Genomic DNA, 25,985 nt, shown 5'->3' with positions numbered 1-25,985 from the left:
GCCCCGTTAACCAACGAACTGGAGTGTCTGGTCATGCATAAACGCCGCGCCTTGCTGGTGGCTGTCTCCCTCGGCCTCTGTACCCAATGGGCCATTGCCGCGCCCCAGGTGCCGGAGCGCCTGAAGAGCGTCGATAAACTCGTCTACTGCTCGGGGATGGATTCGCCGCCCCTGGTGTCCTTCGATGAAGCGCAGAAACCGCGCGGGCTCACCGTCGACCTCGGGCTCGAGATCGCCAAGCGCCTGGGCGACAAGCAGGTGCAGTGGCGGGTGATTCCGTTCTCCAGCCTGGTGCCGGCGTTGCTTGCGCAGCAGTGCGACATGATCGTCGACCAGCTGTTCGACAAGCCCGAGCGGCGCCAGGTGATCGACATCGTCAACTACATGTATTCCAGCCAGTCGGTGGTGGTGCCCAAGGGCAATCCCAAAGGCATCAAGGCCCTGGATGACTTGTCCGGGCACAAGGTTGCGGTGCTAAACGGTTCTACCATCAAGACCCTGCTGGACGCGCAAAACGACAGCCTGACCAAGGCCGGCAAACCGCCGATGAAGCTGGTGGTGTACAACACCGACACCGACGCCTTCCAGGCCCTGCGCATCAGCCAGGTCGACGCGTATGGCACCACGGTGGAAACCGCCGGCTACTACGCCGCGATGGCCCCGGACCTGTTCGAGGAAGGCGTGCCGGCCTTCAGCCGCATCCTCACCGGCCTGGGCATGCGCAAGGACGACCCGCAACTCACCGCCGCCGTGCAGCAAGTGATCAGCGACATGCGCAGCGATGGCAGCTATGTGGCGTTGCTGAACAAATGGCATGTCAGCAGTGACACTCTCGACTGAGGTTGCCCGCAATGAACTTCAATTGGGATGTGTTCTGGCAGTACCTGTTGCAGCCCAGCGGGGTGTACCTCACCGGGCTGTGGCTGACTTGCCTGATCGCGGTGTCGGCGATGTTGCTGGGCTGCGTACTGGGCTTGGCGGCGGCGCTGTTGCGCCTGTCAAAGAACCCGCTGCTGCACCTGCCGGTACGCTTTTACGTGTGGTTGATGCGCGGCACGCCGTTACTGGTGCAGATCGTGTTTCTCTACACCGCGCTGGCGGCGGGCGGGATTTTCCGCTTTGAGGACATCGACCTGTTCGGCCTGGTCGTGCCCGGCAATATCCAGGCGGCGATCATCGCCCTGGGCCTTAACGAAGGCGCCTACATGGCCGAAATCATCCGCGCCGGCATCGGCGCGGTCGACAAGGGTCAATACGAAGCCGGGCGCTCCCTGGGCATGGGCTTTGCCAAGCTGATGCGACGCATCGTGCTACCCCAGGCGTTCCGCGTGATCGTGCCGCCGCTGGGCAACGAGTTCAACGTGATGCTCAAGAACACCACCCTGGTCAGCGTGATCGGCGTGCAGGAATTACTGCTCAGCACGCAGATGGTCACCTCGGCCACGTTCCGCGTGTTCGAGCTGTACCTGGTAGTGGCGATCTACTTCCTGATGCTCACCACGCTCTGGGGCTTCTTCCAGCGTTGGCTGGAGGCACGCTTCGGCCAGTCCGACCGACCTTCCGCGCCGCCACCGGCGTCCAGCCGCATGTTCGGGCGCAGCACTTTGAAACTGCTGAGGGGACGATAATCATGGCGCACCACAGTGAAGAACTGATCATCGAAGCGCTGGATATCCACAAGTCGTTTGGCACGCTGCAGATCCTCAAGGGGATTTCCCTGCAAGTACGGCGCGGTGAAGTGGTGGTGCTGATCGGCGCCTCGGGTTCGGGCAAGACCACCTTTATCCGCTGCATCAACCTGCTGGAAGACATCCAGGGCGGGCGCATCCGCGTCAACGGCCGCGCCATGGGCTATCGCGAGCGCAGCGACGGCAGCCTGGTACGCGACTCGGAGCGCAACATTGCCCGCCAGCGCCGCGACATCGGCATGGTGTTCCAGCGCTTCAACCTGTTCCCCCACATGACCGCGTTGGAAAACATCATCGAAGCGCCGATCCAGGTACTCGGTACGCCACGCGCCGAAGCCTTGGAACAGGCCCGTGGATTACTCGCTCGGGTCGGCCTGGCGGACAAAGCCAACCACTACCCGTCGATGCTCTCCGGCGGCCAGCAGCAACGGGTGGCCATCGCCCGTGCCCTGGCGATGAAACCCCAGGCCATGCTGTTCGACGAACCCACCAGCGCCCTAGACCCGGAAACCGTCGGCGAAGTGCTGCAGGTGATGAAGGAGCTGGCCGAGGAGGGTATGACCATGGTGGTGGTCACCCACGAAATGGGCTTTGCCCGTGAAGTGGCGGACCGCGTGGTGGTGCTCGACCAGGGCGAACTCATCGAACAAGGGCCACCGGAACAGATTTTCAGCCACCCCAGCCATCCCCGTACCCGAGCCTTTCTCAGTCGCGTGTTATGACCTTTTTGAAGAGCCTCTGCCATGTTGAAATTTTCTGCTCACGAGTACCCTTATCCCTCGCAGCGCCAGAGCGTGTTTGCCCAACGCGGAATGGTCGCGGCGTCCCAGCCCTTGGCCGCCCAGGCCGGTATCGAGGTCATGCAAAAGGGCGGTAACGCCATCGACGCCGCCATTGCCACGGCGGCCGCTTTGACGGTGGTGGAACCCACCGGCTGTGGCCTTGGCGGCGATGCGTTTGCCCTGGTTTGGAGCAAGGGCCAGTTGCACGGTTTGAATGGTAACGGCCATGCGCCGGCTGCCTTGAGCATCGAGGCGGTCAAGGCGGCGGGGCATGACCAGATGCCGCTGTACGGCTGGACACCCGTCACCGTGCCAGGCTGCCCGTCGGCCTGGGCCGAGCTGTCGCAACGCTTCGGCAAATTGCCGTTCGCCGAGTTGCTGCAACCGGCCATTCGCCTGGCGCGTGACGGTTTCCCGTTGTCGCCGGTGATCGCCCATCTGTGGCAGGCCGCGCTGGATGAGTTTGCCCCCCACCGTGACCTGGCCTTGGACGCCTGGTTCGACACCTTCCTGATCGACGGCCGCGCGCCACGGGCCGGGGAGATGTTTCGCAACCCGTCCCAGGCCCGTACCCTCGAAGAACTGGCGAACACCCGTTGCGAAAGCCTGTATCGCGGTGCCCTGGCCGAGCGCCTGGATACGCACTCCAAGGCCAGCGGCGGCTACCTGCGCGCCAGCGATCTCCAGGATTACCGTGCGCAGTGGGTGGAGCCGATCCACGTCAACTACCGGGGTGTAGACGTGTGGGAGATCCCACCCAGCGGCCAAGGCCTGGTGGCGTTGATGGCGCTGAAAATCCTCGAAGGTTTCAGCTTCGATCACCGCGACAGCCAGCAGACCTGGCACCGCCAATTGGAGGCAATGAAACTCGCCTACAGCGACGGCCTGCACTACATTACCGACCCGCTGCACATGCGCGTGGCCGTCGCTGACCTGCTCAGCGATGACTACAGCGCGCGTCGCCGTGGGCAGATCGGCGAGCAGGCCCAGCCGCCCAAACCCGGCGACCCTCACGCCAGCGGCACCGTGTACCTGGCCACGGCCGACGCCGAAGGCAATATGGTTTCGTTTATCCAGAGCAACTACCACGGCTTCGGCTCCGGCGTGGTGCTGCCCGACAGCGGCATCGCCCTGCAGAACCGTGGGCAGGAGTTCAGCCTCGACCCGACGCACGCCAACTGCCTGGCGCCGGGCAAGAAAACCTTCCACACCATCATCCCCGGTTTTCTCACCAAGGACGGCCAGGCCCTTGGCCCGTTCGGTGTGATGGGCGGCTACATGCAGCCCCAGGGCCACGTGCAGATGGTGATGAACCTGGTGGATTTCGGCCTCAACCCGCAAGCGGCGCTGGATGCGCCGCGCTGGCAATGGCTGGGCGATATGAACGTGGGCATCGAACAGGGCGCCTCCCGCGACTTGGCCAACGCCTTGGCACGGCGCGGACATCAGGTGCAGATCGCCAGCGACCTCACTGACTACGGGCGCGGGCAGATCATCCTGCGCGACCCGGTCAGTGGTGTATTGTGCGGCGGCACCGAGCCGAGGACGGATTCAACGATCGCAGTGTGGTAAGCGAAAAAATTGGCGGAGCCTGTCCCTTTTTTTCATCTCGCCTGTCATTCCAGGCAAGTGAACACTATTGAGAGCTTCCGCCAATGCCCGTCGTCCGCCCCTTGCTGAAACTCAGCCTGCTGCTGAGCCTCAGCGCCAGCCCGTTCTTCGCCGCCGTCAGCTACGCCGAAGACACCGCCACCCGCCGCAGCTACCAGGTGCCCGCCGGCAGCCTGAGTGCGGCGCTCACCCGCTTTGCCGGGTTGGCGGGCGTCAATCTGTCTGTGGACCCGGCGTTGGTCAGCGGGCGCAGTAGCAGCGGCTTGTCCGGCGAATATGGGGTGGAGGAGGGCTTTGCGCGCTTGCTGCAAGGCTCTGGCCTGAAACTGCAACCGATGGGCGCGCAGGCGTACATGCTGGTGCCGGTGCCGGAGGGCAGCACACTGGAGTTGGCCCCGACGTCGATCCTCGGCACCACCGGCCTGTATGACGGCGACACCTACGCCGGCGGCCAGGTAGCGCGCCGCACGGCCCAGGGCATGCTCGGCACGCGGGACTTCATGGAAACCCCGTTCAGTATCACCACCTACACTGCGGACGCGGTGAAGAACCAACAGGCCCGCACCCTAGGCGACCTGATCGCCGCCGACCCCTCGGTGCGCGCCACCAACCCGGCCGGTGGGCGCTACGAGCAATTCACCATTCGCGGCTTCAGCCTGTTCAACAGTGACGTGGCCTACAACGGCCTGTATGGCGTGCTGCCGACCTACACCATCGACATGGAAATGGCCGACCGCGTCGACATCCTCAAGGGCCCGAGCCAGTTGATCAACGGCATCTCGCCGCGTGGCAGCGTGGGCGGCGGGATCAACGTGGTGCCCAAGCGCGCCACCGACAAGGACATCAACTCGTTTACCGGCAACTGGGCGTCCGACAGCCAGGCCGGCGGCGCGGTGGACATTGGCCGGCGCTTTGGCGAAGACAACCAGTACGGCATCCGCTTCAATGGTGTGAAGCAGTCCGGCGACACCGAGTGGGATCACCAGAGCGTCGACCGCGAAATGGCCGTGCTGGGCCTGGATTTCCGTGGCGAACGCTTGCGCCTTTCCACCGACATCGGCCACACCGAGCGCGACACCGATGCGCCGCAAGAGCGCGTACAGGTGGCGGCCGCAGCGCCGGTGCCCAGCGCCAATGACGTGCGCCGCAACTATGCGCAATCCTGGAGCAAGGCCCGCACCAACGACACCTTCGGCACGGTCAATGCCGAGTACGACCTCAGCGACAACGTGATGCTCTACGGCGGCGTGGGCGCGCGTAAAAGCAACCACGATTTCCTGCGTCACGCGGTATCCGTCAGCAATGCGGCCGGTGATTTCGCAGTGTCGCCTCGCGACTTCACTCGCGATGAAAACGTGCGCACCTACACCGCTGGCGTGCGCAACTGGTTCCATACCGGGCCGGTGAGCCATGAGGTCAACCTGGCCGCCAGCTACTTCGACATGGACTTCACCAACGGCGGAGCGCGTTATACGTCACCCTCAAGCAACCTCTACAATCCCGTGCAAACTCCGACGCCTTCACGGCCGACGCGGTTTGATCCCAAGGTCTATACCGAAAACAAATTTACCGGCGTCGCCTTGTCCGACACCCTGGGCTTCTTCGACGACCGCCTGTTGCTCACCCTCGGTGCCCGCTGGCAGCGCGTGAAGGTCGATGACTGGAGCGACGGAGTCAAAGGCGACACGGCCTACGACGAAGAAAAAGTCTCGCCGTCCGGCGGCCTGCTGTTCAAGGCCACCGACAAATTGTCGCTGTACGCCAACTATATGGAAGGCCTGAGCCAGGGCAAGATCGCGCCGTCCACCTCGCGAAACGAAGACGAGATCTTCCCGCCGTTCATCAGTCGCCAGGTGGAAGTGGGCGCCAAATACGACGCTGGCGCGTTCGCCGTGACCGCCGCGGTGTTCCGCATCAAGCAGCCAGCCTACGAAACCAACGCCACGACGCGGCTCTTCGGGCCTAACGGCAAGCGCGAGAACTCAGGCGTAGAACTGAGCGTGTTCGGCGAACCGCTCAAGGGCTTCCGCCTGCTTGGTGGGGTGATGTACATCGACAGTGAGCTGAAAGACACCTCCAACGGCACCTGGGACGGCAACCGCGCCCCGGCCACGCCTAAGTACAACGTCAACCTGGGCGCTGAATGGGATGTGCCGGGCCTCGAAGGCCTAACCCTGACCAGCCGTGGGATCTATTCCAGCTCGCAGTACCTGGACCAGTCCAACGTCAAGGAAATCGACGCCTGGAACCGCCTCGACGTGGGGGCGCGGTACGGGTTCAAGGTGGACGATAAACACATCACCTTGCGGGCGAATGTGGAGAACGTCGCCGATAAGCGCTACTGGAGTTCGGCGGGTGCGTCGGACGATAGCGAGCCGGGGCTGACCTTGTCGACGCCGCGTACCTACCTGCTGTCGGCCACCGTCGACTTCTAACCTGTAGGAGCGGGCTTGCCCGCGAAAACGCCAACGATGCCGCGGGCATCCTGGATGAACGCGTTGTTCTTGGGTTCTTCGCGAGCAAGCTCGCTCCTACAGTGGGAGGTGACAGGCGGGGTATAAATGAGAATGTTTTTTGATCACGCCGCCCCGATATGGAATAGTACCCGCCGTTTTCCCCGGCCTGTCTAGCTGGGGTGTTTTAACGCCGAGGTCCTTGTCATGCGAATGCTGCGCTCCATCCCCACCCTTGCCGCCTGCGTCCTGGCGTTGTCTTCAAGCCTGCTGAGCGCCGCCCCCATCGACCTCAACGACGGCCAGCACGCGGTGCATCTGCCCGATGCGCCCAAGCGTGTGGTGGTGCTGGAATTCTCCTTTCTCGATAGCCTGGCCGCCGTCGAGGTAACGCCCGTCGGCGCCGCCGATGATGGTGATGCCAACCGCGTGTTGCCCCGTGTGCGCCAGGCCATCGGCCAGTGGAAGTCCGTGGGCCTGCGCTCGCAGCCGAGTATCGAGGAAATCGCCCGGCTCAAGCCGGACCTGATCGTCGCCGACCTCAACCGTCACCAAGCGTTGTACAACGACCTGGCGAGCATCGCGCCGACCCTGTTGCTGCCATCGCGCGGCGAGGATTATCAGGGCAGCCTGAAATCCGCCGAGTTGATCGGCAAGGCGCTGGGCAAGAGCGCGCAGATGGAAGCGCGAATCCAGAAGAACCGCGAGAACCTCAAGGCCGTCGCGCAACAGATCCCTGCCGGCGCCAGCGTGTTGTTTGGCGTCGCCCGTGAAGACAGCTTCTCCGTGCACGGCCCGGACTCCTACGCCGGCAGCGTGCTCGAAGCCATTGGCCTGAAAGTCCCCTCGGTACGCGCCAATGCGGCGCCCACCGAGTTTGTCAGCCTGGAGCAACTGCTCGCCCTCGACCCCGGTTGGTTGCTGGTCGGCCATTACCGTCGCCCCAGCATCGTCGACAACTGGAGCAAGCAGCCGCTGTGGCAAGTGCTAGGCGCGGTGCGTAATAAACAGGTGGCTGAAGTGGACGGCGACAGCTGGGCGCGCAATCGCGGTGTGCTGGCCTCGGAGCAGATCGCCGAAGACGCACTGGCAATTCTCAAGGGCGGTAAAGCCGTACTGAGCCAATAAACATGGGGCGAAGTCTCGCGGCGGCAAGCATTGTGCTGCTGGGTGCCGGGTTGTTCTGGCTGTCGCTCTATAGCTGGTCACCGTTCACGATCACGGCGGCGGATGCGTGGAATGGCCTGGTTCACCAAGGCAGCGTGGGCGGCAATATGGCCTACATCGTCGCCCAGTTGCGCGTGCCACGGGCGCTGTGTGCCGCGTTGGTCGGTGCTTGCCTGGGCCTGGCCGGTGCGTTGATGCAGGGCATTACCCGCAACCGCCTGGCCTCGCCATCCTTGTTTGGTGTGACGGCGGGTGCGGCGTTGGGGCTGGCGTTGTTTTCCACTGGATTGGTCGCGCCGCCGTTTGCTGGCGGTGCCTTGTTGATGACCTGCCTGGGTGGCGCGCTGGCTTGGGTCACGGTGTTCAGCCTCGGCGGCGCCTGGTCGCCGACCACCGCCCAGGGACGCCTGGTATTGGCCGGTGTGGCCGTGGCCGCGTTGTGCGCGGCATTGACCCGGCTCACGGTGATTCTGGTCGAGGCCCAGGCGCAAAGCGTGCTCAACTGGCTGGCCGGTTCCCTGGCCAATGTCGGCGCTGCGCAGGTGCAACTGCTGTGGCCGTGCACCTTGATCGGCGGCCTGTGGGCGCTGTGGTGCGCGCCGCGTTTGAACCTGATCAACCTCGGCGAAGACGCCGCACGCTCCCTGGGCGTGGGCATTGCCAGCCTGCGTTTGCAGGTGTTCATCGCCAGCCTGTTGCTGGTGGGCGCGAGCGTCTGCGCGGTGGGGCCGATCGGGTTTGTCGGGCTGATCGCACCGAATATCCTTCGCCAATTCCTTGGTAATGACTACCGCTGGCTGATCCCGCTGAGCGCGGCATTGGGCGCGGTGATCGTGCTAGGCGCGGACCTGCTCAGCCGTGCCGTGGCGTTTCCGGTGGAGACCCCGGCGGGTGTGGTCACTGCGTTGATTGGCGCACCGTTCTTCCTTTTTCTTGCCAGGCGCGCCCTATGACCCGGCCACCCTTGCGCTTATGGCTGCTGCTCGGCCTGTTGCTGCTGGCGACGTTGATCAGCCTCAGCGCCGGCACTGTGTGGCTCACCCCAGACACCGTGCTGGACCGCCTGCTGGCCCACGACGCCCTCGACTTCGAAGTCTGGAATCACCGCCTGCCACGCAGCCTGATCGCGATTCTCGCAGGTGCAGCCTTCGGCCTGGCCGGGGCGATTGTGCAGGGCGTGATCCGCAACCCGCTGGCCTCACCGGAAATCCTCGGCGTGACCCAAGGCGCCGGGCTGGCGCTGACCGTGGCGATCATCAGTTGGCCGCATTTGCCGATCGTGTGGCTGCCGCTGGTGGCCTGCCTGGGCGGGGCCGGCGGCGCGTTGCTGCTGGCGCTGTACAACACCGGGGTAAGTTTTTCCGGGGTGCGTTTTGCGTTGTCCGGGGTGGCGATTGCGGTGACGCTGTCCAGCGTCACCGAGTTTCTGATCCTGTCCCATCCGCTGGATATCAACACCGCCTTGCTCGCCCTCACCGGCAGCCTATGGAGCCGCAACTGGCACCATGTGGCGCTGGTGTTGCCGTTCCTGCTGCTGATTCCCGTCGGGTTGTGCCTGGCCAAACCGCTGAACCTGATTGCCCTCGGCGATGAAGCGGCCCATAGCCTCGGCACGCCACTCAGTCGCACACGCTGGCTGGCGATGGCCTGCGCGGTGCTGCTGACCAGCCTGGGCGTGGGGGTAATCGGGCCGATCGGTTTTATCGGCCTGGTCGCGCCGCACATGGCGCGGCGGTTGGTGGGCGGGCATCACCAGTACCTGCTGCCGGCGGCAATGCTGATTGGCGCGCTGTTACTGGTGCTGGCCGACACGTTGGGGCGCACGTTCATCGCGCCCAGCGAAATCCCCGCCGGGGTGCTCACGGCGGTGATTGGCGCGCCGTATTTTCTTTGGTTGCTGGCACGGTTCAAGGGCTGATCACATGAGTATTCTTCACGCACGGCAGCTCGACATTGGCTACGGCACCACGCGCATCGTGCAAGGCCTGTCCTTTGCGCCGCCGACCGGGAAGGTGACCGCCTTGATCGGTCCCAATGGCTGCGGCAAGTCGACCTTGCTCAAGGCCTTCGCGCGCATCCTCAAGCCGACCCAGGGCGAGTTGACCCTGGATGGCCAGGCCTACGCCAGCCTGTCCGCCCGCGAGTTGGCGCGGCAGATCGCGTTCTTGCCGCAGGTGCTGCCGGTGCCGGAAGGTGTCAGCGTGCGCCAGTTGGTCGCCTATGGCCGCAGCCCGCATAACTCGCTGTGGGGACGCTTGAGCGGCAGTGATCAATCCCACGTGACCCAAGCCATGCAGCGCCTGGAGCTGGACGTGTTGGCTGATCGCGCATTGGCCGATCTGTCCGGCGGCCAGCGCCAACGGGCTTGGCTGGCGATGGTGTTGGCGCAGAATGCGCCGGTGGTGTTGCTGGATGAACCCACCACTTACCTTGACATCAGCCATCAAGTCGAACTCATGGACTTGATGGGTGAACTGGCCGCCGAAGGCAAGACTGTGATCACGGTGCTGCACGACATCAACCAGGCTTGCCGCTACGCCGACCATTTGGCGGTAATGCACGGCGGCAAGTTGGTGGCTGATGGTGCGCCGGGGGCGGTGATCAATGCCGAGTTGATGAGGCAGGTGTTTGATGTGCAGGTGCAAGTGATGCAGGAGCCGGTCGCCGGTACACCCATGTGCCTCGTGGAAAAGAGCACGCGAGGCACAGATAAACCCTTGTAGGAGCCGGCTTGCCGGCGAAGGTCGCCAACGATAACGCGGGAAACAGGAATGGACGCGCTGCCTGTGGGGTTTTCGCCGGCAAGCCGGCTCCTACAGGGAAGCGGCTTTGCGCACGTCGATTGCCTTGGGCAGCAGGTGGTTCTGATAGAACAGATCCGCCGTCGCCTGCTGCGCCGCGATGATCGTGTCGTCAATCGGCAAAATCGGCGAAGGCGGGCGGTTATCCATGTACCGCGCGATCACCTCGGCAGGCAGTCCCATAAACCCCGTCAGCACGTTCAAACTGTCTTCACGCTGGCTGCGGGTGAGCGACTCGGCAGCACTGAGCTCATCCAGCAGGTCATGTACAAACGCGCCATTGGCCTTCGCATAGTCGCGCCGCGCGGTATACACCGGCCCCGACAAACCCAGGCCTTCGCCATTGGCCAGCACATGGCTGGGGCTTTGGCTCAATGCCAGGGATGAATAGGGCTCCCAGATGGCCCAGGCATCCACGCTGCCTTGTTCGAACGCCGCGCGCGCGTCGGCAGGGGGCAGGTACACCGGCTGGATATCCTTGTAGCTAAGCCCGGCCTTGTTCAGGGCGCGCAGGATCAGGTTGTGGGAACTGGAACCCTTCTGGAAGGCGACTTTCTTGCCCTTCAGGTCCGCCACTGAATGCAGCGGGCTATCGTTGCGCACCAGGATGGTTTCGGCGCTGGGCTTGGGCGGTTCGGCGCCGATGTAGACCAGGTCCGCACCCGCCGCCTGGGCGAACAGTGGCGGGATGTCGCCGGTCGAGCCCACGTCCAGTGCGCCAACGTTCAGTGCTTCCAGCATCTGCGGGCCGGCGGGGAATTCGATCCACTTCACTTCGGTGTGCGGGAAGCGTTTTTCCAGCAGGCTATGTTCCTTGGCGAGCACCAGGGCTATGGAGCCTTTCTGGTAGCCGATGCGCAGGGTCGCGGGATCGGCCGCCAGTGCGGTTTGAGTGACGGCCAGCAGGGCCACTAACAGCGCCGGAATCTTCATGCATCGTCCTTTTTGAAGCGGTTTTCGGGGCGCGCCAAACCGAGGTTTTCACGCAAGGTAGTGCCGGTGTATTCGGTACGGAACAGGCCGCGCCGTTGCAACTCCGGCACGACCCCTTGGGCGAAATCCTCCAGCCCACCCGGCAGGTGCGGCACCAGGATGTTGAAGCCATCGGCAGCGCCGTTTTCGAACCAGCGTTGCAGCTCATCGGCGATCTGCGCGGGCGTGCCGATCAGGCTGTAATGCCCGCGCCCCCCGGCAATCCGTCGGCCCAACTGAGCGAGGGTCAGTTGTTCGCGGTGGGCCAGGTCACTCAGCAATTGCTGACGGCTGCGTTGCCCGCTGTCGGTCAGCGGCAACGCTGGCAACGGCCCGTCCAACGGATAGCCGGACAAGTCGAAATTACCCAGCATGCGGCCCAACAGGGCGACGCCCACTTCGGGCTCGACCAGGTCCTGGAACGCCTCGAATTTCGCCTGGGCTTCGACCTCGGTCTGGCCGACCACCACAAACACCCCTGGCATGATTTTCAGCGAATCCGGCTCACGCCCGTATCTCTCAAGGCGGCCCTTGAGATCCGCATAAAACGCCTGGGCGTTCTCCAGCGACGTTTGCGCGGTAAACACCACCTCGGCGGTTTGCGCGGCTAGTTCACGGCCGGTTTCCGATGAGCCCGCCTGCACGATCACCGGTTGGCCCTGGGGCGAGCGCGCCACGTTCAGCGGGCCTTTGACGCGAAAGTGTTCGCCGACATGGTCCAGCACATGCCGTTTCGCCGGGTCGTAGTAGTTTCCGCTGGCCTTGTCCCGCACGAAGGCATCGTCTTCCCAGCTGTCCCACAACCCGGTCACGACGTGATGAAACTCCCTGGCGCGGCTGTAGCGCTCGGCGTGGCCGAGGTGTTCATCGCGGCCGAAATTCTGCGCTTCAGCGGCGGCATCCGAGGTCACCAGGTTCCAGCCGGCACGGCCGCCGGACAGGTGATCCAGCGAGGCGAATTTGCGCGCCACGTGGTAGGGCTCGTTATAGGTGGTGGTCGCCGTGGCGATCAGGCCGATGTGGTCCGTCACCGCACTCAACGCCGAAAGCAAAGTCAGCGGTTCGAAGTGATCCGAACGCGCCATATGGCTGGCGATTTCACCCGTGGCTGCCGCAATGCTATCCGCCACGAACAGCGTATCGAACTTGGCCGCTTCAGCCACCCGTGCCAAGTGCTTGTACTGGGCAAAATCCAGCCCGGCATTGGCCGGCACGTCCGGGTGGCGCCACGCGGCGACGTGGTGCCCGGTGGCCATGAGGAAGGCGCCGAGTGTCAGTTGACGGCTCATGCTTAGAAATCCTTGCGCAGTTGCACGCCGAAGTAACGTTCATCGTCACGGGGCACGGCGCGGTAGATGTAGTTGCCGCCGCTGGCCAGCAGCGGTGAGTAGGATTTGTCGGCGAGGTTCTTCGCCAGGAATGCGACGCGCCAGCCATTGCTGTAGTCGGCCAGGGCCACGCTGGCGTTCCAGATGCCGTAGGCACCTTGTTTGGTGTCGAGGTTCTGGCTGATGTCGTACTGCACTTCGCTCTGCCAGCTGTAGTCGGTGCCCAGTTCGATGTCCAGGCCGTTATCCAGTGGGATGGTGTAGTCGGCGCGCACGTAGCTTTTCCAGTCCGGACTGAACGGCAGCGGCTTGCCATTCACGTTGCAGGTCGCGGCGGCACCGGCCGGGCAGGCGAATTCGTCGATGCGCGCGCGGGTGTAGGCCAGGGCACCGGACAGCTTGAGTTGCTGGGTGGCCTGCAAGGCGTAATCCAGCTCGACGCCTTCGGTGCTGACGCTGCCGGCGTTGATCAGGCGCGTCACCACTTGCCCGGCGACGGTGTCGAAAAAGTTGGCCTGGTAGTTGTCGTAATTGCTGTGGAACACCGCCAGGTTGGTGGTCAGGCGGTTGTTCCAGGCACTGGCCTTGATCCCGGCTTCCCAGGTGTTGGAGGTTTCCGGCTTGAGCGCGTCGGTGTCACGCGGCTGCATATTGAAGAACACGTTGTAGGCCGGGCCTTTGTAGCCGCGCGAATAGGTCAGGTAGCTGGTGACGCTGTCGCTGATGTCGTACTGCACGCCCAGGCGACCGGACCAACCGTCTTCGTCCACGGAACCGGAACTGGACGTGGCCGGCTGAATCCCACTGACCGTGGTGGCAGAAGTGGAGACGCGGCGGTGATCGTATTTCAGGTCATCGTGGGTGTAGCGCAGGCCGGCGATGCCACGAAAGCGTGAGGTGAAGTTCAGCGTCGTCTCGCCGAACACCGCGTAGCTGTCGTTGGTGGTGCTGTAGTCGGCGATGCCACGGTCGGTGCGCGTGGTGGTGGTGAGGGTGCGCTGGTAGGTTTCTTCGTCCTTGCCATGCATGTAGAACAGGCCGCCGACATACTCCAAGAACTCACCTTTGGGCGAGGCCAGGCGCAGTTCCTGGGAGTACTGGTTGAACTCCAACTGGCCTTTGTCGGCGGTACCGGGGAACGCGGCGGTCACCGTGCCAAGGCGGTCGCCGTCCTGGTATTGGGTGTTGTCCCAACCGCGCCAGGCGGTGATCGACGTCAGGGTGTAGTCGCCGAGGTTCCAGTCCAACTGGGCGGACAGGCCCTTGTTGGTGTCTTCCACATGACTGCGGGTATCGGTGTTGATGTCGCGGTTGTCGCTGGAGGCCCGCACCGGGCTCAGCGCGTTGCTGAACGCCGGAGTCAGGGACTTGCTGACCACGCCGTTCGGCGCGTCGTCGTGGGACTGCATGTAGTCGGCGATCAGGGTCAGTTTCAGGTCGTCGTTGGGGGTGAATTCCAACTTGCCGCGAATGCCCTTGTGGTTGTAGCCGTTGACCTCCTGGCCATTGTGCTGGTTGTCGACATTACCGTCGTAGCTGCCGAACAGCGTACTGATCGAACCCTTGAGCACATCCGGCACCAGGCTGCCGCCGATGCCGAACCGGGTACGGCTTTCGTTGCCGCTGTAGTACGACTGATCGATATAGCCATGAGTCTCGGCGGTGGGCGCCTTGCTGGTGATGTTCAGCACACCGGCCGAGGCGTTCTTGCCGAACAGCGTGCCTTGGGGGCCGCGCAGTACCTCGATGCGTTCCAGGTCGAGCAGGTCGAGGGTGGCCTGGCCGGGGCGGGCGTAGACCACGCCGTCGATCACCGTGGCCACCGTCGGCTCGACGCCAGGAGAGGTGGAAATGGTGCCCACGCCGCGCACGAACAGCGAGGTGTCCTTGTTGGAGGCGCCGGTGCGGAAGTTCAGCGACGGCACCTGCTGCGCGATGCTCGCCACGCCGTTGCGGTTATCGCGCTCCAGCTGTTCGCCGTCGAGGACCGAGACGGCCACCGGGACTTTTTGCAGCGATTCTTCGCGGCGGGTGGCGGTGACGGTCACGGATTTGAGTGTCGGCTCCTGCGCATCGGCCGCAAAGGCACTGGGGGCGGGCAGGGCGGTCAACCCGGCCAGTATCAGAAAAGTGCTGCGTTGGAAGGTGTGCATGCTGTGCCCGCTCGAAAAGATTGCCCTGAGCCGCTGCGGTTCTTGCGACCGTCAGCGCCTGTGAAATGTCTTTGGCATTCGCTCGAGCGAGTAGCAGACAACGCGCTTTGTTAGCGCTAACATCGGCATTATTGGTAGGTCTGGTTTAGAACGTCAAATACTGAAAAATTAGTCCTATATTCTTTTTGGTTTTTAACAGGATCATCCCGTGAGCGAAGACAAACCGCGCAAACGCCGTGGCGCCGGGCGTGTCACCTTGAATACCGTGGCCCGCCAGGCCGGCGTGTCGGCGATTACCGTGTCGCGTTACTTCAACCAGCCGGAACAGGTGTCACCCGAACGCCGCGAGCGCATCGCCGAGGTGGTGGCCGAGCTGGGTTACGTGCCCAACCTGGTGGCCGGCGGGCTGGCGTCGGCGCGTGGGCGCATTGTGGCGATGGTGATCCCGAACATCTCGGGGCCGATCTTTGCCAATACCATCCAGGGCTTCAGCGACACCCTCAGCCGGCATGGCTATCAACTGTTGTTGGCGTCGAGTTACTTCAGCGCCGAGCAGGAAGAGAGCGCGGTGCGTGCGTTCCTTGGCTGGTCGCCGGCGGCGCTGGTGCTGACCAGCCGCTTCCACAGCGCGGCGACTGAAAAGATGATCACCGACGCGGATATCCCGGTGGTGGAGACCTGGGACTACGTGCCCGAGCGCGCGCCCTTACAGATCGGTTTTTCCCACTACGAAGTGGGCGTCACCGCCGCGCGCTATCTGCATGGGCAGGGTTATCGGCGCATTGCTTTCGTGCAGAACAGCGCCGCAGGGGACTTCAGCGCCATGGAGCGGGGTGAGGGCTTTGCCGCGACCTTGAGCGCGTTGGGTGTGCAGCCCTGGGTCTTCGCTCCCGACGCGGATCGCGCGCCTTTCGACGCAGGCAAACAGGCGATGGAAGCGCTGATGAGTCACGCGACGCCGCCGGATGCGATATTTTTCGCCAATGACAACCTGGCGGCCGGTGGTCTGCTGGCTGGGCAGCGGGCCGGGCTGAAGATCCCCGAGCAGTGCGCGGTACTCGGTTTCGGCGATTACCCGTTCGCCGAAATGCTGTTGCCGAGCCTGAGTACGATCAAACCACCCGCATTGGAAATAGGTGTGTTGGCCGCTACGCGTGTGCTTGAAAGTTTGGGTGTGCTGCCTGTAGAAGACGAAGTAACGCGTTTGAATTTATTGGAATGCCGTTTGATTGCGCGTGAAAGCGCCTAAGTGGCTAATTGCAACTAGTGGGATGATGGCTATTAGCTGCTAAGGCTCTGGCGCAAGTGTCTTGGCGGTTGTGTTTATTTTATTCCCCTGTTTCAGGAACTAGGTCTATAACTTCCAGTCGATAACCCCGGCTTACTTTTCCCTGGGTTATGGCTAACTAATGGCATGTTTCCGTAGTTTCAAATAGCCATACTTTCTCGCAACACTAGATACCTGAACATTATGTCGTCAGCGCCTATCGATGCCTGCCAGATGCAGATCCCGCACACCGAGCAGGTGTGTGCGTGGCTGATGCAGCATGCCGGGCTGAAAACGGTGGACCTGGAGCGCGCCCGACGCCTGTCCACGGACGATCTGTTGAGTCTGCTGACGCGTCTGGGCCTGATCTCCGAAGTTGAACTGGCGCGTGCCTGGGCGGCGTTGCTCGACGCGCCGCTGTTGCTGGCCGACGCCGCGCCGCCGCTGCTCGATCCTTTGCCTGCACTGACCGAACGCTTCATGCGTCACTATCAAGTGGTGCCTATGGGCTGGCACCAGAACGGCCTGCGGGTGCTGGCGGCCAACCCGGCGCAACGGTATCCGTTCGAGGCCCTGGCCTATGCGTGCCAGGTGCCGGTGTGGCTGGCGATCGGCCCGCGCAATGAAGTCGACACCCTGATCGAGCGCTACTACGGCCAGGGCCGCTCGGCCATGGGCACCCTGATCGAGAACCTCGATGAGCAGGGCGGCGCCCAGGAAGACATCGAACACCTCAAGGACATGGCCTCCGAGGCGCCGGTGATCCGGCTGGTGAACTTGATCCTGCAACGCGCCGTGGAGCAGCGCGCCTCGGATATCCATATCGAACCCTTCGAAAACCAGCTCAAGGTGCGTTACCGCATCGACGGCGTGTTGCACGATGCTGAAGCGCCGCCGGCCAGTTCGTCGGCGGCGGTGATTTCGCGAGTGAAGATCATGGCGCGGCTGGACATCGCCGAACGTCGGCTGCCCCAGGACGGGCGCATCATGCTGCGCATCCAGGGCAAGGAACTCGACCTTCGCGTGTCCACGGTGCCCACCAGTTTCGGCGAGTCGGTGGTGCTGCGCCTGCTGGACCGGCAAACCGTGCAGTTCGACTTCCCGAGCCTGGGCTTCGACGGCCAGCGCCTGGCCACTTTCCTTGACTTGCTGGAACGGCCCCACGGCATTCTGCTGGTCACCGGGCCCACCGGTTCCGGCAAGACCACCACGCTCTACACCGCGCTGTCGCGGCTCAACACCGCCGAGCGCAAGATCATCACCGTGGAAGACCCGGTGGAATACCAACTCGAAGGCATCAACCAGATCCAGGTCAAGCCCGCCATCGGCCTGGACTTCGCCGGGGCGCTGCGCTCCATCGTGCGCCAGGACCCGGACGTGATCATGATCGGCGAGATCCGCGACCTGGAAACCTGCCGCATCGCCATTCAATCGTCGCTGACCGGGCACCTCGTCCTTTCCACCCTGCACACCAACAGCGCCGCGGCGAGTATCACACGGCTGCTGGACATGGGCGTGGAAAGCTACCTGATCGCCTCGACCGTCAGCGGCATCCTCGCCCAGCGCCTGGTGCGGCGCCTGGACCCGGCCACCCGCGTGGCCTTTGAAGCACCGCCGGAACTGATCGCAGAACATGGCCTGGATCGCCTGACCGAACAACGGCCGATCCTGCTCTATCGCGGCGACTATCACGGCCGCAGTGCGCTCACTGAGCTGCTGGTGATGAACGATGAGCTGCGCAGCCTGCTGATGCGTCACGCCGATGCCGCCACGCTGGAACAGGCCGCACGCCGCGCCGGTTTGCGCACCCTGTATGAAGAAGGGCTACGTCAGGCCTTGGCCGGTATTACCTCGTTGGAAGAAGTGCTGCGCGTCACCCGTGGGGACAGCGCGTGAGCCTGTTCAAGTTCCGCGCCCTGGACAACCAGGGCGTGCCGCAGAACGGTACGCTGGAAGCCACGGATCAAGTTGCCGCCGTCGCCGCCTTGCACAAGCGCGGCCTGTTGCTGCTGCAGATTGAAGCAGCCGGCAGGCCCCTGCTGCGCAACCCACGTGGGCAGTTGAAGGGCACGGCGTTGGTGAGTTTTACCCAGCAGTTGGCGACGCTGTTGGGGGCCGGCCAGCCTCTGGAACGCTCGTTGACCCTGTTGCTCAAGCAACCCGGCCCCGCTCAGGTGCGCGCGCTGATCGAGCGCATCCGCGATCACGTCAAGGCGGGTAAACCCCTGTCCGCCGCATTGGAACAAGAGGGCGGCAGCTTCTCACCGTTGTACCTGAGCATGGTGCGTGCCGGTGAAGCCGGTGGCGCGCTGGAAAGTACCCTGCGTCAGCTCAGCGACTATCTGGAACGCAGCGAGCGGCTGCGCGGCGAGGTGATCAATGCGCTGATCTATCCGGCCTTCCTGGTGGTGGGCGTGCTGGGCTCCCTGGCGTTGTTGCTGGCGTATGTGGTGCCGCAGTTCGTGCCGATCTTCCAGGACCTGGGCGTGCCGATTCCGTGGATTACCGAGGTGATTCTGGCCTTGGGTGAGTTCCTGGGCAGCTACGGCCTGGCGGTGCTGGCCGGGCTGATCGTCAGCGGTGGGTGTTGGGCTGTACGCCTGCGCAATCCGGCATTTCGAGAACAATACGATCGACGGCTGCTCGGCATTCGCGTGCTCGGCCCGTTGTTGCAACGGGTCGAAGCGGCACGCCTGACGCGCACCCTCGGCACGCTGCTCAACAATGGCGTGGCGTTGCTGCAAGCCTTGGTGATCGCGCGGCACGTCTGCACCAACCGCGCGTTGCAGGCTCAAGTGGGCCATGCGACGGAATCGGTAAAAGGCGGCGGTACTCTCGCCTGCGCGTTCGGCAGCCAGCCGCTGTTGCCCGAGCTGGCGCTGCAAATGATTGAAGTCGGCGAACAGGCCGGCGAACTCGACAGCATGTTGCTCAAGGTCGCCGACATCTTCGACGTCGAAGCCAAGCGCGGCATCGACCGCCTGCTTGCCGCACTGGTGCCGTCCCTGACCGTGGTCATGGCGGTGCTGGTGGCGGTGATCATGTTGGCGATCATGCTGCCGCTGATGAGCCTGACCAGCAATATATGAAGGAGCTTGACCCATGAGAAAACCCCGCCGCCAAAGCGGTTTCACCCTGTTGGAAATGCTCGCGGTGATCGTGCTGCTGGGCATCGTCGCCACCATCGTCGTGCGCCAGGTCGGCGGCAATGTGGACAAGGGCAAGTACGGCGCGGGCAAGGCGCAGCTGGCCAGCCTGAGCATGAAGATCGACAGCTACGCACTCGACGTCGGCGCGCCGCCCACCAGCCTGCAACAGTTGGTGGACAGGCCCGGCGGTTATGCCAAGCCTTCTGACCTCAAGGACCCGTTCGGGCATGCCTTCGGCTATCGTTTTCCCGGCGAGCACGGCGCCTTCGACCTGATCTTCTATGGCCAGGATGGCCAGCCGGGCGGCGAAGGTTATAGCGCCGACCTGGGCAATTGGGAGTAACGCGGCCATGATCCAGCGCGGCTTTACCCTGCTGGAAATGTTGGTGGTGATCCTGTTGATCAGCCTCGCCGCCAGTTTGCTGGGGCTGGGCGTGCGCCAGGGCCTGCAGACGGCGAAAGAGCGTCGCGCGGTAGGGCAGATGGTGGAGGCGCTGCGCACCACACGGGCGGGGGCGATAGTCAGCGGGCAGGCGGCGCGTACTGCATTCGATATGCAAGACCGTACGTTCCAGGCGCCGGGACGTGCGCTGCAACAGTGGCCGTCCGAGCTGCAAGTGACACTGCACACTGCCGAGCAGGTGGGCCCCTCCGTCGAGTTCTATCCCGACGGTAGCTCCACGGGCGGCAATCTTCTATTGGCGAATGGCACCCGGCGTTGGCGCATCGATATCGGCTGGCTTACCGGCAGCGTGCAATCCAAGGCATTGCCATGAGGCGCCAGGCTGGGTTCACGCTGCTGGAAATGCTCGCCGCGCTGACGCTGATGGCGGTGTGCAGCACGGTGCTGTTGGTTGCGTTCGGCCAGAGTGCGCGCTCGTTGTCCCAGGTGGCCCACAGTGATCGGCTTTCCCATGCGGCGCTGACGATTTTCGATCAGGAGGCAGCGGGACGATTGAGCAACGGCGTCAGCCAAGGCGAGCTCGACGGTATTCACTGGCAACTGATCAGCACCCGGCAACAGACGCATGTGTTTCGCCTCGACCTGACCCTCAGCGAAGGCCCGCACCAGGCCCGTTTCAGCACCTTGAAGGCGCGCCTATGAAGCGCCGCGAGCAGGGCTTTACCTTGCTGGAAATCCTCGTAGTGCTCAGTTTGTTGGGCATTTTGCTGGTGCTGGTTGGGGGCGCATTGCTGGGCGCCAATCGTGCCGTGTCCAAGGCCCAGGCGTATACCGTGAGCCTGGATCAAGTGCGCGCCGCTCAACAGTTTTTGCGCACGGCGATCAGCGAGGCATTGCCGCTGGCGGTGGGCGAGGGCGATGGTTTTTTTGTCGGCACGGCGCAGCGGCTGGAGTTTGTCTCGACCTTGCCCGGCGTGCTGGGTGGTGGGATTCATCGGTTCAGTCTGCAACGGGTCGAACAGGATTTGCAGGTCGGCTTTTCCCAGCGTGAACCCCAGGTGCTGCTGAACAACATCGAGGCTGTGCGGTTCAGTTATCGCGGCGTGTCGCCGTTGGGTCAGCCGACGGGTTGGATCAGTGATTGGCCATGGCCCAAACGCCTGCCTGCGGCCGTGCGCATCGCCGCCAACGTCGACGGCCCGGTGCCCTGGGTCAGCCAGGTGATTGCCCTGCGCTTGAACTTGTCCAGCGGGAGCGTGGAAGAGTGAGGCGCCAACGCGGTGCGGCCCTGCTGCTGGTGCTGTGGGTGCTGGCCTTGCTCAGCGTGTTGCTCGGCGGCCTGGCCGGCTGGGTGCAGCTGGAAAGCCGCCAGGCCCTGTGGCTGCGCCAGCACACACAAACCGTGCTGGCCGCTGAAGCCGGCATCGCCCTGGTCATGGCTGACCGGCGCTGGGTGGCCGATGGTCGCGAGATCCCCCTGACGTTTGATGATGCCCAGTTGCACGTCAGCCTGCGCAGTGAGCGCGGCAAGCTCTACCTGATAAACGCCGAGGCGCAGGATTTCACCCGCCTGGTCCTGGCCTGCGGCGCCACTCCAGCCCAGGCGACGCAACTGTCCAAGGCCCTTGAAGCGCGCCGCCGAAAGGGCCTGGCGCCGTTCCGGGTGCTGGAAGAAGTGCGTCAACTGCCCGGTATGACGCAAACCCTCTACAGCCAATTGCTACCCGAGATCACCTTGTGGAGCGACCTGGATCGCCCCGATCCCGCCTTCGCCAGCCCGCTGATGCGCAAGGCGCTGAACCTGCCGCGCCAGAACGCCGAAGGTGCCGACCCTGGCGAAGTGCTGGTGGTCGACAGCCGCGCCGAGCGCCCCGGTGGTTATCAGGCGCGGCTGCAAGTCACCGTTTTATTGAGCCCAACGGAGGACAGCGCACAACCCTATCGGGTGTTGCGTTGGCAAGAATGAATCGACTGGAACCCATCGCCCGGCACTGGCGCGGCAGCCTGCTGCAACAGGGTTGGCGCTTGTGGCTTGCGGAGCTGCGCGCCTGTGTGCCGAGTGGGTTGGCACGGCCAGAACCGCCGGAGCAGATCCACCACTGGCCGTTGGCGGCGCCGGTCGCGTCGGACAGTACGCGCCAGGTGCTGATGCTCGGCGCGGATGACGTATTGCTGCAACACGTTCAACTGCCTTTGGCCGCCGCGCGTAACCTCAACGCGGTGGTGGGTTATGAACTGGACCGCTACACCCCGTTCGAGGCCGACCAACTCTACTTCGTCGCGCGTCAGGAACGGCGCACGTCCACCCACCTTGAGGTCACGCTGGTGGCGATCCTGCGCGAACGCTTGGACCCGATCCTCACCGACTGCGCTGCACTCGGCCTGCACCCCCATCGCGTGGATGCGGCCAACCTGGGCATCGACCTGCTGCCCCCGCCGTTGCGCCCGCGCCAACGCCCGCCGGGCATGGGTTTGCAACGCAGCCTGCCGTGGTTGTGCGGGGCCTTGCTGATCGCAGCGATGCTGCTGTGGCTCAACGACCGCCAACGCGTCATCGACGCCATGCACGCCAGTGTGCAGCAACAGAAAGCCGAGGTCGCCGAGGTGCATGCCCTGCGCCAGCAACTGCTCAATACCCGGGGCGCGGCGCAGTACCTTACCCGGCGCAAACTGGCGCAACCGCCCCTGGCCGTGCTACTCAACGACCTGACCACTTGCCTGCCCGCCGACACCTGGCTGGATCAGTTGGACGTGAAGGACGGCGAGATTTCCCTCTCAGGTCAAAGCGCCAAGGCCAGCGCACTGATTACCCGCATCAAAGGCTGCCGCAGCCTGGAAAACGCCCAGTTCGAAGGGGTGATCCAGCCCGATGCCCGTACCGGCAAGGATCAGTTTGCCTTGCGTGCCCACCTACGCCAGGAGGCCGCCGATGCGCCGACCCCTCACACCCCGTGAACGCCGCGGCACTGCCTTGCTGGTGTTGGCGTTGGTACTCGGCACGGCCTACTGGCTGCTGATCGACAGTTGGTTCGCCGGCCCCCTGCGCGACATGGGCGAACAGGCCGAACAGTTGCGCGAGCAACAGCAGCGCTATGCCGGCGTGTTGCGTCAACGTGATGCGTTGCGCCAACAGCTTGAGCAAGCCCGCCAGGACCCGGCCAGCAGCACCAGCCTGTTGCCGGGGGACGACCCCGACGTGGTGGCCGCCGACCTGATGCAGCGCCTTGCCGACCTGATCAACAGCCACGCCAACCTCGGCGGCGGTTGCAGCCTGACCCAGCGCAAGCCCATCACGCCGGAGCAGGACGACGGCGAGCCGTATCGCCAGGTCAAGGTCAGCCTGACCCTCGACTGCGCCATCGAACCCCTGGAAGCGCTGTTGCATGAGCTGGAGTATCAACCGCCGTTCTTGTTCGTGGATGAACTGCGCATCCGCCGCAGCCAACAGGCGCCGGCCAGTGGAGGTGCGGGCAAGCTGGTGGTGCATCTATTGGTACGCGGTTACCTGCAACCGGCGCGGGTGACGCCATGATCAGCAAGTTACGCCCCGTGGAGTGGGGCCTGCTCGGCTTGTCGGGTTTGCTGGGCCTGTTGATGGCGGTGATCCTCAGCAGCATCGGTGATGAACCGCAATGGCTGCCTGAAGCGCCCGCGCGCGCCCATCCCACCGCCCAGGTACAGGTCGCGCCGAGTGTCCCGCTGGAGCACCTCGCCGCCACGTGGCAGGCGCCGTTGTTCAGCCCGGATCGCAGCCCGGATCGCGTCGTGGGCAAAGCCCAGGTCACCAGCCTGGCCAACCTGACCCTCAGCGGCATCATGATCACCGGCAACCTGCAAATGGCCATGCTCAAGCAGGCCGATGGCCGCGCGCTGACGGTCCGCCTCGGCCAGGCGTTGCCCAACGGCTGGCGCCTGGACCACCTGACCCCGCAATCCGCCCGATTCAGCCTGGACGGCCGCACGCAAACCTTGAGCTTCTACGCCAAGCGCCTGCCGCCGCCGTCCACCCGGCCCCCCATTACTTTGCCCCGCGAGCCTCTCCCTTGATCGACATGCGCACCTCAACGTTTTGCCTGGCGACCGCTCTTGTCCTGAGTGGTTGTGGATCCTTCCCCGACCGCCTCGATCCGGACGACGACCTGCTGCACGAAGCCCTGCAAGGCACCGGCTCGCAACGCCCGCCGACCGAGCACACCGCGCCGGAAAGTCCACCGCCTGTGGTTAAAACGCCAACCCAGCGCCAACTGATCCGTGGCAACCAGCAGTTCGTGCGCGGGCCGGCAGTACAGCCGGTGGCGAAAGAGGAGGGTGGCGATATCGTCTTCAACTTCGCCGATCAGCCCATCGAAGCGGTGATCAACAGCGTGATGGGCGACCTGCTGCACGAAAACTACAGCATCACCCAGGGCGTAAAAGGCAACGTGAGCTTTTCCACCTCCAAGCCGGTGGACAAACAACAGGCGCTGTCGATCCTCGAAACCCTGCTGTCCTGGACCGACAACGCCATGATCAAACAGGGGGATCGCTACGTGATCCTGCCCGCCAACCAGGCCGTGGCGGGCAAGCTGGTGCCGCAGATGAGCGTGGCGCAACCGTCCAGCGGCCTGTCGGCGCGGCTGTTTCCGCTGCGCTACATCTCTGCCACGGAGATGCAGAAGTTACTCAAGCCGTTCGCGCGTGAGAATGCTTTTTTACTGGTCGACCCAGCCCGCAACGTGTTGAGCCTGGCCGGCACCCCGGATGAACTGGCCAACTACCAGGACACCATCGACACCTTTGATGTGGACTGGCTCAAAGGCATGTCGGTGGGCGTGTTCGGCCTGCAACGCGCTTCCGTGGCCGAGTTGATGCCCCAGTTGCAAAGCCTGTTCGGTCCTGACAGCGGCATGCCCCTGGCCGGCATGCTGCGTTTTTTGCCGATTGAGCGGACCAACTCGGTGGTGGCGATTTCTTCCCAGCCACAGTACCTCGGCGAAGTGGGCGACTGGATCCGCACCATCGACGAGGGCGGCGGCAACGAGCCGCAGATGTATGTCTACGACGTGCGCAACATGAAGGCTGCTGATTTGGCCAAGTACCTGCGGCAAATCTACGGCACCGGCGCGATCAAGGACGACACACCGGCCAAGGTCGCGCCTGGCCTGCGCACGACGATCCTGTCGTCACTCAATACCGGCGGCTTGCAGAACAATCCGCCTGCTGGCGAAGCGCCGGAGCCGGACGAGAAGGCAGTCGCGCCCACCAGCGCGCTCGAAGCCGGCACTCGCATTACCGCGCAAAAGAGCAGCAATCAACTGCTGGTGCGCACCCGGCCCGCGCAGTGGAAAGAGATCGAAGCGGCGATCAAACGGCTTGATAACCCGCCGCTGCAAGTGCAGATCGAGACACGGATTCTTGAGGTCAAGCTCACCGGTGAATTGGACCTGGGCGTGCAGTGGTACCTGGGGCGGCTGGCGGGTAATTCCTCCAGCACCACCGTCGCCAACGCTTCCGGCAGCCAGGGCGCACTCGGCGGGGGTGGGGCGGGGTTGGGGGCGACGGATTCGTTGTTCTACTCGTTTGTCAGTTCGAATCTGCAGGTGGCGTTGCATGCGCTGGAAACCAATGGCCGCACCCAGGTGTTGTCGGCGCCGTCGCTGGTGGTGATGAACAACCAGCCGGCGCAGATTCAGGTAGGGGACAACATTCCGATCAACCAGACCACGGTGAATACCGGGGATGCGGATACCACGCTGAGCAGTGTCGAGTATGTGCAGACGGGCGTGATTCTGGACGTGGTGCCTCGGATCAATCCGGGTGGGTTGGTGTACATGGATATTCAGCAGCAGGTCAGTGATGCCGAGAGTCAGAGTGCGAACAGCGACACGCCGGTGAATCCGCGTATCTCGACGCGCTCGGTGTCGACGCAGGTGGCGGTGCAGAGTGGGCAGACCGTGTTGCTGGGGGGGTTGATCAAGCAGGACAACGGGGAGAGTGTGAGTGCTGTGCCGTATCTGGGGAAGATTCCGGGGTTGCGGTGGTTGTTTGGGAGTACCAGCAAGTCGAAGGATCGGACGGAGCTGATTGTGTTGATTACGCCTAAGGTGATTACCAGCAGTGGGCAGGCGCGGCAGGTGACGGATGATTATCGGCAGCAGATGCAGTTGTTGCGGCCAGGGGGGTAGGTTGGTGTACATAGGTGTTTGTTATTGCGCCGTCTACCAGGAGGAAT

24 protein-coding genes are annotated in these 25,985 nt (G+C 63.8%); 21 read left to right on the top strand and 3 right to left on the bottom strand.

Annotation, left to right across the window (positions count from 1 at the left end; all coding sequences use genetic code 11):
• The first annotated feature begins 33 nt into the window (after positions 1-33).
• The 9 genes from CI807_RS26790 (at position 34) to fecE (ending at position 10,424) form a co-directional block, all read left to right on the top strand.
• Positions 34-840 (top strand): ABC transporter substrate-binding protein, encoded by an 807-nt coding sequence (locus CI807_RS26790; RefSeq protein WP_095016921.1) that lies wholly within the window; start codon positions 34-36, stop codon positions 838-840.
• Positions 841-851: 11 nt separating this feature from the next.
• Positions 852-1,628, top strand: a complete 777-nt coding sequence (locus CI807_RS26785; protein ID WP_010209179.1) for an amino acid ABC transporter permease — start codon at positions 852-854, stop codon at positions 1,626-1,628.
• A gap of 2 nt (positions 1,629-1,630) precedes the next feature.
• On the top strand, positions 1,631-2,410 hold the full coding sequence (locus tag CI807_RS26780) for an amino acid ABC transporter ATP-binding protein (RefSeq protein ID WP_033901714.1): 780 nt from the start codon (positions 1,631-1,633) through the stop codon (positions 2,408-2,410).
• Positions 2,411-2,431: 21 nt separating this feature from the next.
• Positions 2,432-4,042: a gamma-glutamyltransferase family protein gene (locus CI807_RS26775; RefSeq protein ID WP_095016920.1), complete on the top strand. Its 1,611-nt coding sequence runs from the start codon at positions 2,432-2,434 to the stop codon at positions 4,040-4,042.
• 83 nt (positions 4,043-4,125) lie between these two features.
• Positions 4,126-6,516 (top strand): TonB-dependent receptor, encoded by a 2,391-nt coding sequence (locus CI807_RS26770; RefSeq protein ID WP_095016919.1) that lies wholly within the window; start codon positions 4,126-4,128, stop codon positions 6,514-6,516.
• A 231-nt stretch (positions 6,517-6,747) separates the two neighbouring features.
• Positions 6,748-7,662 carry a Fe(3+) dicitrate ABC transporter substrate-binding protein gene (locus tag CI807_RS26765; protein WP_371858020.1) on the top strand — a complete coding sequence of 305 codons (915 nt, stop codon included), beginning with the start codon at positions 6,748-6,750 and terminating at the stop codon, positions 7,660-7,662.
• A 2-nt stretch (positions 7,663-7,664) separates the two neighbouring features.
• Positions 7,665-8,654, top strand: a complete 990-nt coding sequence (gene fecC / locus CI807_RS26760; RefSeq protein ID WP_095016917.1) for an iron-dicitrate ABC transporter permease FecC — start codon at positions 7,665-7,667, stop codon at positions 8,652-8,654.
• Positions 8,651-9,619 carry an iron chelate uptake ABC transporter family permease subunit gene (locus CI807_RS26755; RefSeq protein WP_095016916.1) on the top strand — a complete coding sequence of 323 codons (969 nt, stop codon included), beginning with the start codon at positions 8,651-8,653 and terminating at the stop codon, positions 9,617-9,619. Before fecC ends, CI807_RS26755 begins: the two co-directional genes overlap by 4 nt.
• Positions 9,620-9,623: 4 nt before the next feature.
• A complete protein-coding gene (fecE, locus tag CI807_RS26750) occupies positions 9,624-10,424 on the top strand; it encodes a Fe(3+) dicitrate ABC transporter ATP-binding protein FecE (RefSeq protein WP_095016915.1) in 801 nt (266 codons plus the stop codon).
• A gap of 90 nt (positions 10,425-10,514) precedes the next feature.
• On the opposite strand, the gene CI807_RS26745 is transcribed toward fecE, so the two are convergent.
• The 3 genes from CI807_RS26745 to CI807_RS26735 are packed head-to-tail and all read right to left on the bottom strand — an operon-like array spanning position 10,515 to position 14,955.
• Positions 10,515-11,435 carry a sulfonate ABC transporter substrate-binding protein gene (locus CI807_RS26745; protein ID WP_095016914.1) on the bottom strand — a complete coding sequence of 307 codons (921 nt, stop codon included), beginning with the start codon at positions 11,433-11,435 and terminating at the stop codon, positions 10,515-10,517.
• Complete coding sequence (locus CI807_RS26740) at positions 11,432-12,763, bottom strand: LLM class flavin-dependent oxidoreductase (protein WP_095016913.1); 1,332 nt, start codon at positions 12,761-12,763, stop codon at positions 11,432-11,434. Before CI807_RS26740 ends, CI807_RS26745 begins: the two co-directional genes overlap by 4 nt.
• Before the next feature lie 2 nt (positions 12,764-12,765).
• The gene (locus CI807_RS26735; protein WP_095016912.1) at positions 12,766-14,955 is read right to left on the bottom strand and encodes a TonB-dependent receptor; all 2,190 of its coding nucleotides are present in this window, start codon (positions 14,953-14,955) and stop codon (positions 12,766-12,768) included.
• A gap of 208 nt (positions 14,956-15,163) precedes the next feature.
• Here CI807_RS26735 and CI807_RS26730 point away from each other — a divergent pair, with 208 nt between their 5' ends.
• The 12 genes from CI807_RS26730 (at position 15,164) to gspD (ending at position 25,938) form a co-directional block, all read left to right on the top strand.
• Positions 15,164-16,204, top strand: coding sequence for a LacI family DNA-binding transcriptional regulator (locus tag CI807_RS26730; RefSeq protein WP_095016911.1), 1,041 nt, complete (start codon positions 15,164-15,166; stop codon positions 16,202-16,204).
• Between the two features lie 252 nt (positions 16,205-16,456).
• Positions 16,457-18,118 carry a type II secretion system ATPase GspE gene (gene gspE, locus CI807_RS26725; protein WP_371858019.1) on the top strand — a complete coding sequence of 554 codons (1,662 nt, stop codon included), beginning with the start codon at positions 16,457-16,459 and terminating at the stop codon, positions 18,116-18,118.
• Positions 18,115-19,311: a type II secretion system inner membrane protein GspF gene (gene gspF, locus CI807_RS26720; protein WP_095016909.1), complete on the top strand. Its 1,197-nt coding sequence runs from the start codon at positions 18,115-18,117 to the stop codon at positions 19,309-19,311. The genes gspE and gspF overlap by 4 nt, the downstream gene beginning before the upstream one ends.
• 13 nt (positions 19,312-19,324) lie before the next feature.
• Complete coding sequence (locus tag CI807_RS26715; protein WP_016978124.1) at positions 19,325-19,714, top strand: type II secretion system protein GspG; 390 nt, start codon at positions 19,325-19,327, stop codon at positions 19,712-19,714.
• A gap of 7 nt (positions 19,715-19,721) precedes the next feature.
• On the top strand, positions 19,722-20,147 hold the full coding sequence (locus CI807_RS26710) for a GspH/FimT family pseudopilin (RefSeq protein WP_095016908.1): 426 nt from the start codon (positions 19,722-19,724) through the stop codon (positions 20,145-20,147).
• Positions 20,144-20,476, top strand: a complete 333-nt coding sequence (locus CI807_RS26705) for a type II secretion system protein (RefSeq protein WP_095016907.1) — start codon at positions 20,144-20,146, stop codon at positions 20,474-20,476. Before CI807_RS26710 ends, CI807_RS26705 begins: the two co-directional genes overlap by 4 nt.
• Entirely contained in the window at positions 20,473-21,042 is a 570-nt protein-coding gene (locus CI807_RS26700) for a prepilin-type N-terminal cleavage/methylation domain-containing protein (RefSeq protein ID WP_095016906.1), read from the top strand. The genes CI807_RS26705 and CI807_RS26700 overlap by 4 nt, the downstream gene beginning before the upstream one ends.
• Positions 21,039-21,740 (top strand): general secretion pathway protein GspK, encoded by a 702-nt coding sequence (locus CI807_RS26695; protein WP_095016905.1) that lies wholly within the window; start codon positions 21,039-21,041, stop codon positions 21,738-21,740. The genes CI807_RS26700 and CI807_RS26695 overlap by 4 nt, the downstream gene beginning before the upstream one ends.
• Positions 21,737-22,729 carry a PilN domain-containing protein gene (locus CI807_RS26690; protein WP_095016904.1) on the top strand — a complete coding sequence of 331 codons (993 nt, stop codon included), beginning with the start codon at positions 21,737-21,739 and terminating at the stop codon, positions 22,727-22,729. The genes CI807_RS26695 and CI807_RS26690 overlap by 4 nt, the downstream gene beginning before the upstream one ends.
• Positions 22,704-23,306: a type II secretion system protein GspM gene (gene gspM / locus CI807_RS26685; RefSeq protein WP_095016903.1), complete on the top strand. Its 603-nt coding sequence runs from the start codon at positions 22,704-22,706 to the stop codon at positions 23,304-23,306. Before CI807_RS26690 ends, gspM begins: the two co-directional genes overlap by 26 nt.
• Complete coding sequence (locus CI807_RS26680) at positions 23,303-23,821, top strand: general secretion pathway protein GspN (protein WP_095016902.1); 519 nt, start codon at positions 23,303-23,305, stop codon at positions 23,819-23,821. The genes gspM and CI807_RS26680 overlap by 4 nt, the downstream gene beginning before the upstream one ends.
• A gap of 5 nt (positions 23,822-23,826) precedes the next feature.
• Positions 23,827-25,938 carry a type II secretion system secretin GspD gene (gene gspD / locus CI807_RS26675; RefSeq protein WP_095016901.1) on the top strand — a complete coding sequence of 704 codons (2,112 nt, stop codon included), beginning with the start codon at positions 23,827-23,829 and terminating at the stop codon, positions 25,936-25,938.
• Positions 25,939-25,985 lie beyond the last annotated feature (47 nt).

This window comes from Pseudomonas sp. NS1(2017), from assembly GCF_002269425.1.
GTDB classification, from domain to species: Bacteria; Pseudomonadota; Gammaproteobacteria; order Pseudomonadales; family Pseudomonadaceae; genus Aquipseudomonas; species Aquipseudomonas reactans.
Note: the sequence above shows the minus strand (reverse complement) of the source record. Positions and strands in the feature narration are given on the sequence as shown.

Excerpts from the sequence above, each read along its gene's own strand:
- CI807_RS26790 (WP_095016921.1), top strand. The coding sequence starts at position 34 with ATGCATAAACGCCGCGCCTTGCTGGTGGCTGTCTCCCTCGGCCTCTGT.
- CI807_RS26785 (WP_010209179.1), top strand. The coding sequence starts at position 852 with ATGAACTTCAATTGGGATGTGTTCTGGCAGTACCTGTTGCAGCCCAGC.
- CI807_RS26780 (WP_033901714.1), top strand. The coding sequence starts at position 1,631 with ATGGCGCACCACAGTGAAGAACTGATCATCGAAGCGCTGGATATCCAC.
- CI807_RS26775 (WP_095016920.1), top strand. The coding sequence starts at position 2,432 with ATGTTGAAATTTTCTGCTCACGAGTACCCTTATCCCTCGCAGCGCCAG.
- CI807_RS26770 (WP_095016919.1), top strand. The coding sequence starts at position 4,126 with ATGCCCGTCGTCCGCCCCTTGCTGAAACTCAGCCTGCTGCTGAGCCTC.
- CI807_RS26765 (WP_371858020.1), top strand. The coding sequence starts at position 6,748 with ATGCTGCGCTCCATCCCCACCCTTGCCGCCTGCGTCCTGGCGTTGTCT.
- fecC (WP_095016917.1), top strand. The coding sequence starts at position 7,665 with ATGGGGCGAAGTCTCGCGGCGGCAAGCATTGTGCTGCTGGGTGCCGGG.
- CI807_RS26755 (WP_095016916.1), top strand. The coding sequence starts at position 8,651 with ATGACCCGGCCACCCTTGCGCTTATGGCTGCTGCTCGGCCTGTTGCTG.
- fecE (WP_095016915.1), top strand. The coding sequence starts at position 9,624 with ATGAGTATTCTTCACGCACGGCAGCTCGACATTGGCTACGGCACCACG.
- CI807_RS26745 (WP_095016914.1), bottom strand. The coding sequence starts at position 11,435 with ATGAAGATTCCGGCGCTGTTAGTGGCCCTGCTGGCCGTCACTCAAACC.
- CI807_RS26740 (WP_095016913.1), bottom strand. The coding sequence starts at position 12,763 with ATGAGCCGTCAACTGACACTCGGCGCCTTCCTCATGGCCACCGGGCAC.
- CI807_RS26735 (WP_095016912.1), bottom strand. The coding sequence starts at position 14,955 with ATGCACACCTTCCAACGCAGCACTTTTCTGATACTGGCCGGGTTGACC.
- gspE (WP_371858019.1), top strand. The coding sequence starts at position 16,457 with ATGCAGATCCCGCACACCGAGCAGGTGTGTGCGTGGCTGATGCAGCAT.
- CI807_RS26715 (WP_016978124.1), top strand. The coding sequence starts at position 19,325 with ATGAGAAAACCCCGCCGCCAAAGCGGTTTCACCCTGTTGGAAATGCTC.
- CI807_RS26710 (WP_095016908.1), top strand. The coding sequence starts at position 19,722 with ATGATCCAGCGCGGCTTTACCCTGCTGGAAATGTTGGTGGTGATCCTG.
- CI807_RS26705 (WP_095016907.1), top strand. The coding sequence starts at position 20,144 with ATGAGGCGCCAGGCTGGGTTCACGCTGCTGGAAATGCTCGCCGCGCTG.
- CI807_RS26700 (WP_095016906.1), top strand. The coding sequence starts at position 20,473 with ATGAAGCGCCGCGAGCAGGGCTTTACCTTGCTGGAAATCCTCGTAGTG.
- CI807_RS26690 (WP_095016904.1), top strand. The coding sequence starts at position 21,737 with ATGAATCGACTGGAACCCATCGCCCGGCACTGGCGCGGCAGCCTGCTG.
- gspM (WP_095016903.1), top strand. The coding sequence starts at position 22,704 with ATGCGCCGACCCCTCACACCCCGTGAACGCCGCGGCACTGCCTTGCTG.
- CI807_RS26680 (WP_095016902.1), top strand. The coding sequence starts at position 23,303 with ATGATCAGCAAGTTACGCCCCGTGGAGTGGGGCCTGCTCGGCTTGTCG.
- gspD (WP_095016901.1), top strand. The coding sequence starts at position 23,827 with ATGCGCACCTCAACGTTTTGCCTGGCGACCGCTCTTGTCCTGAGTGGT.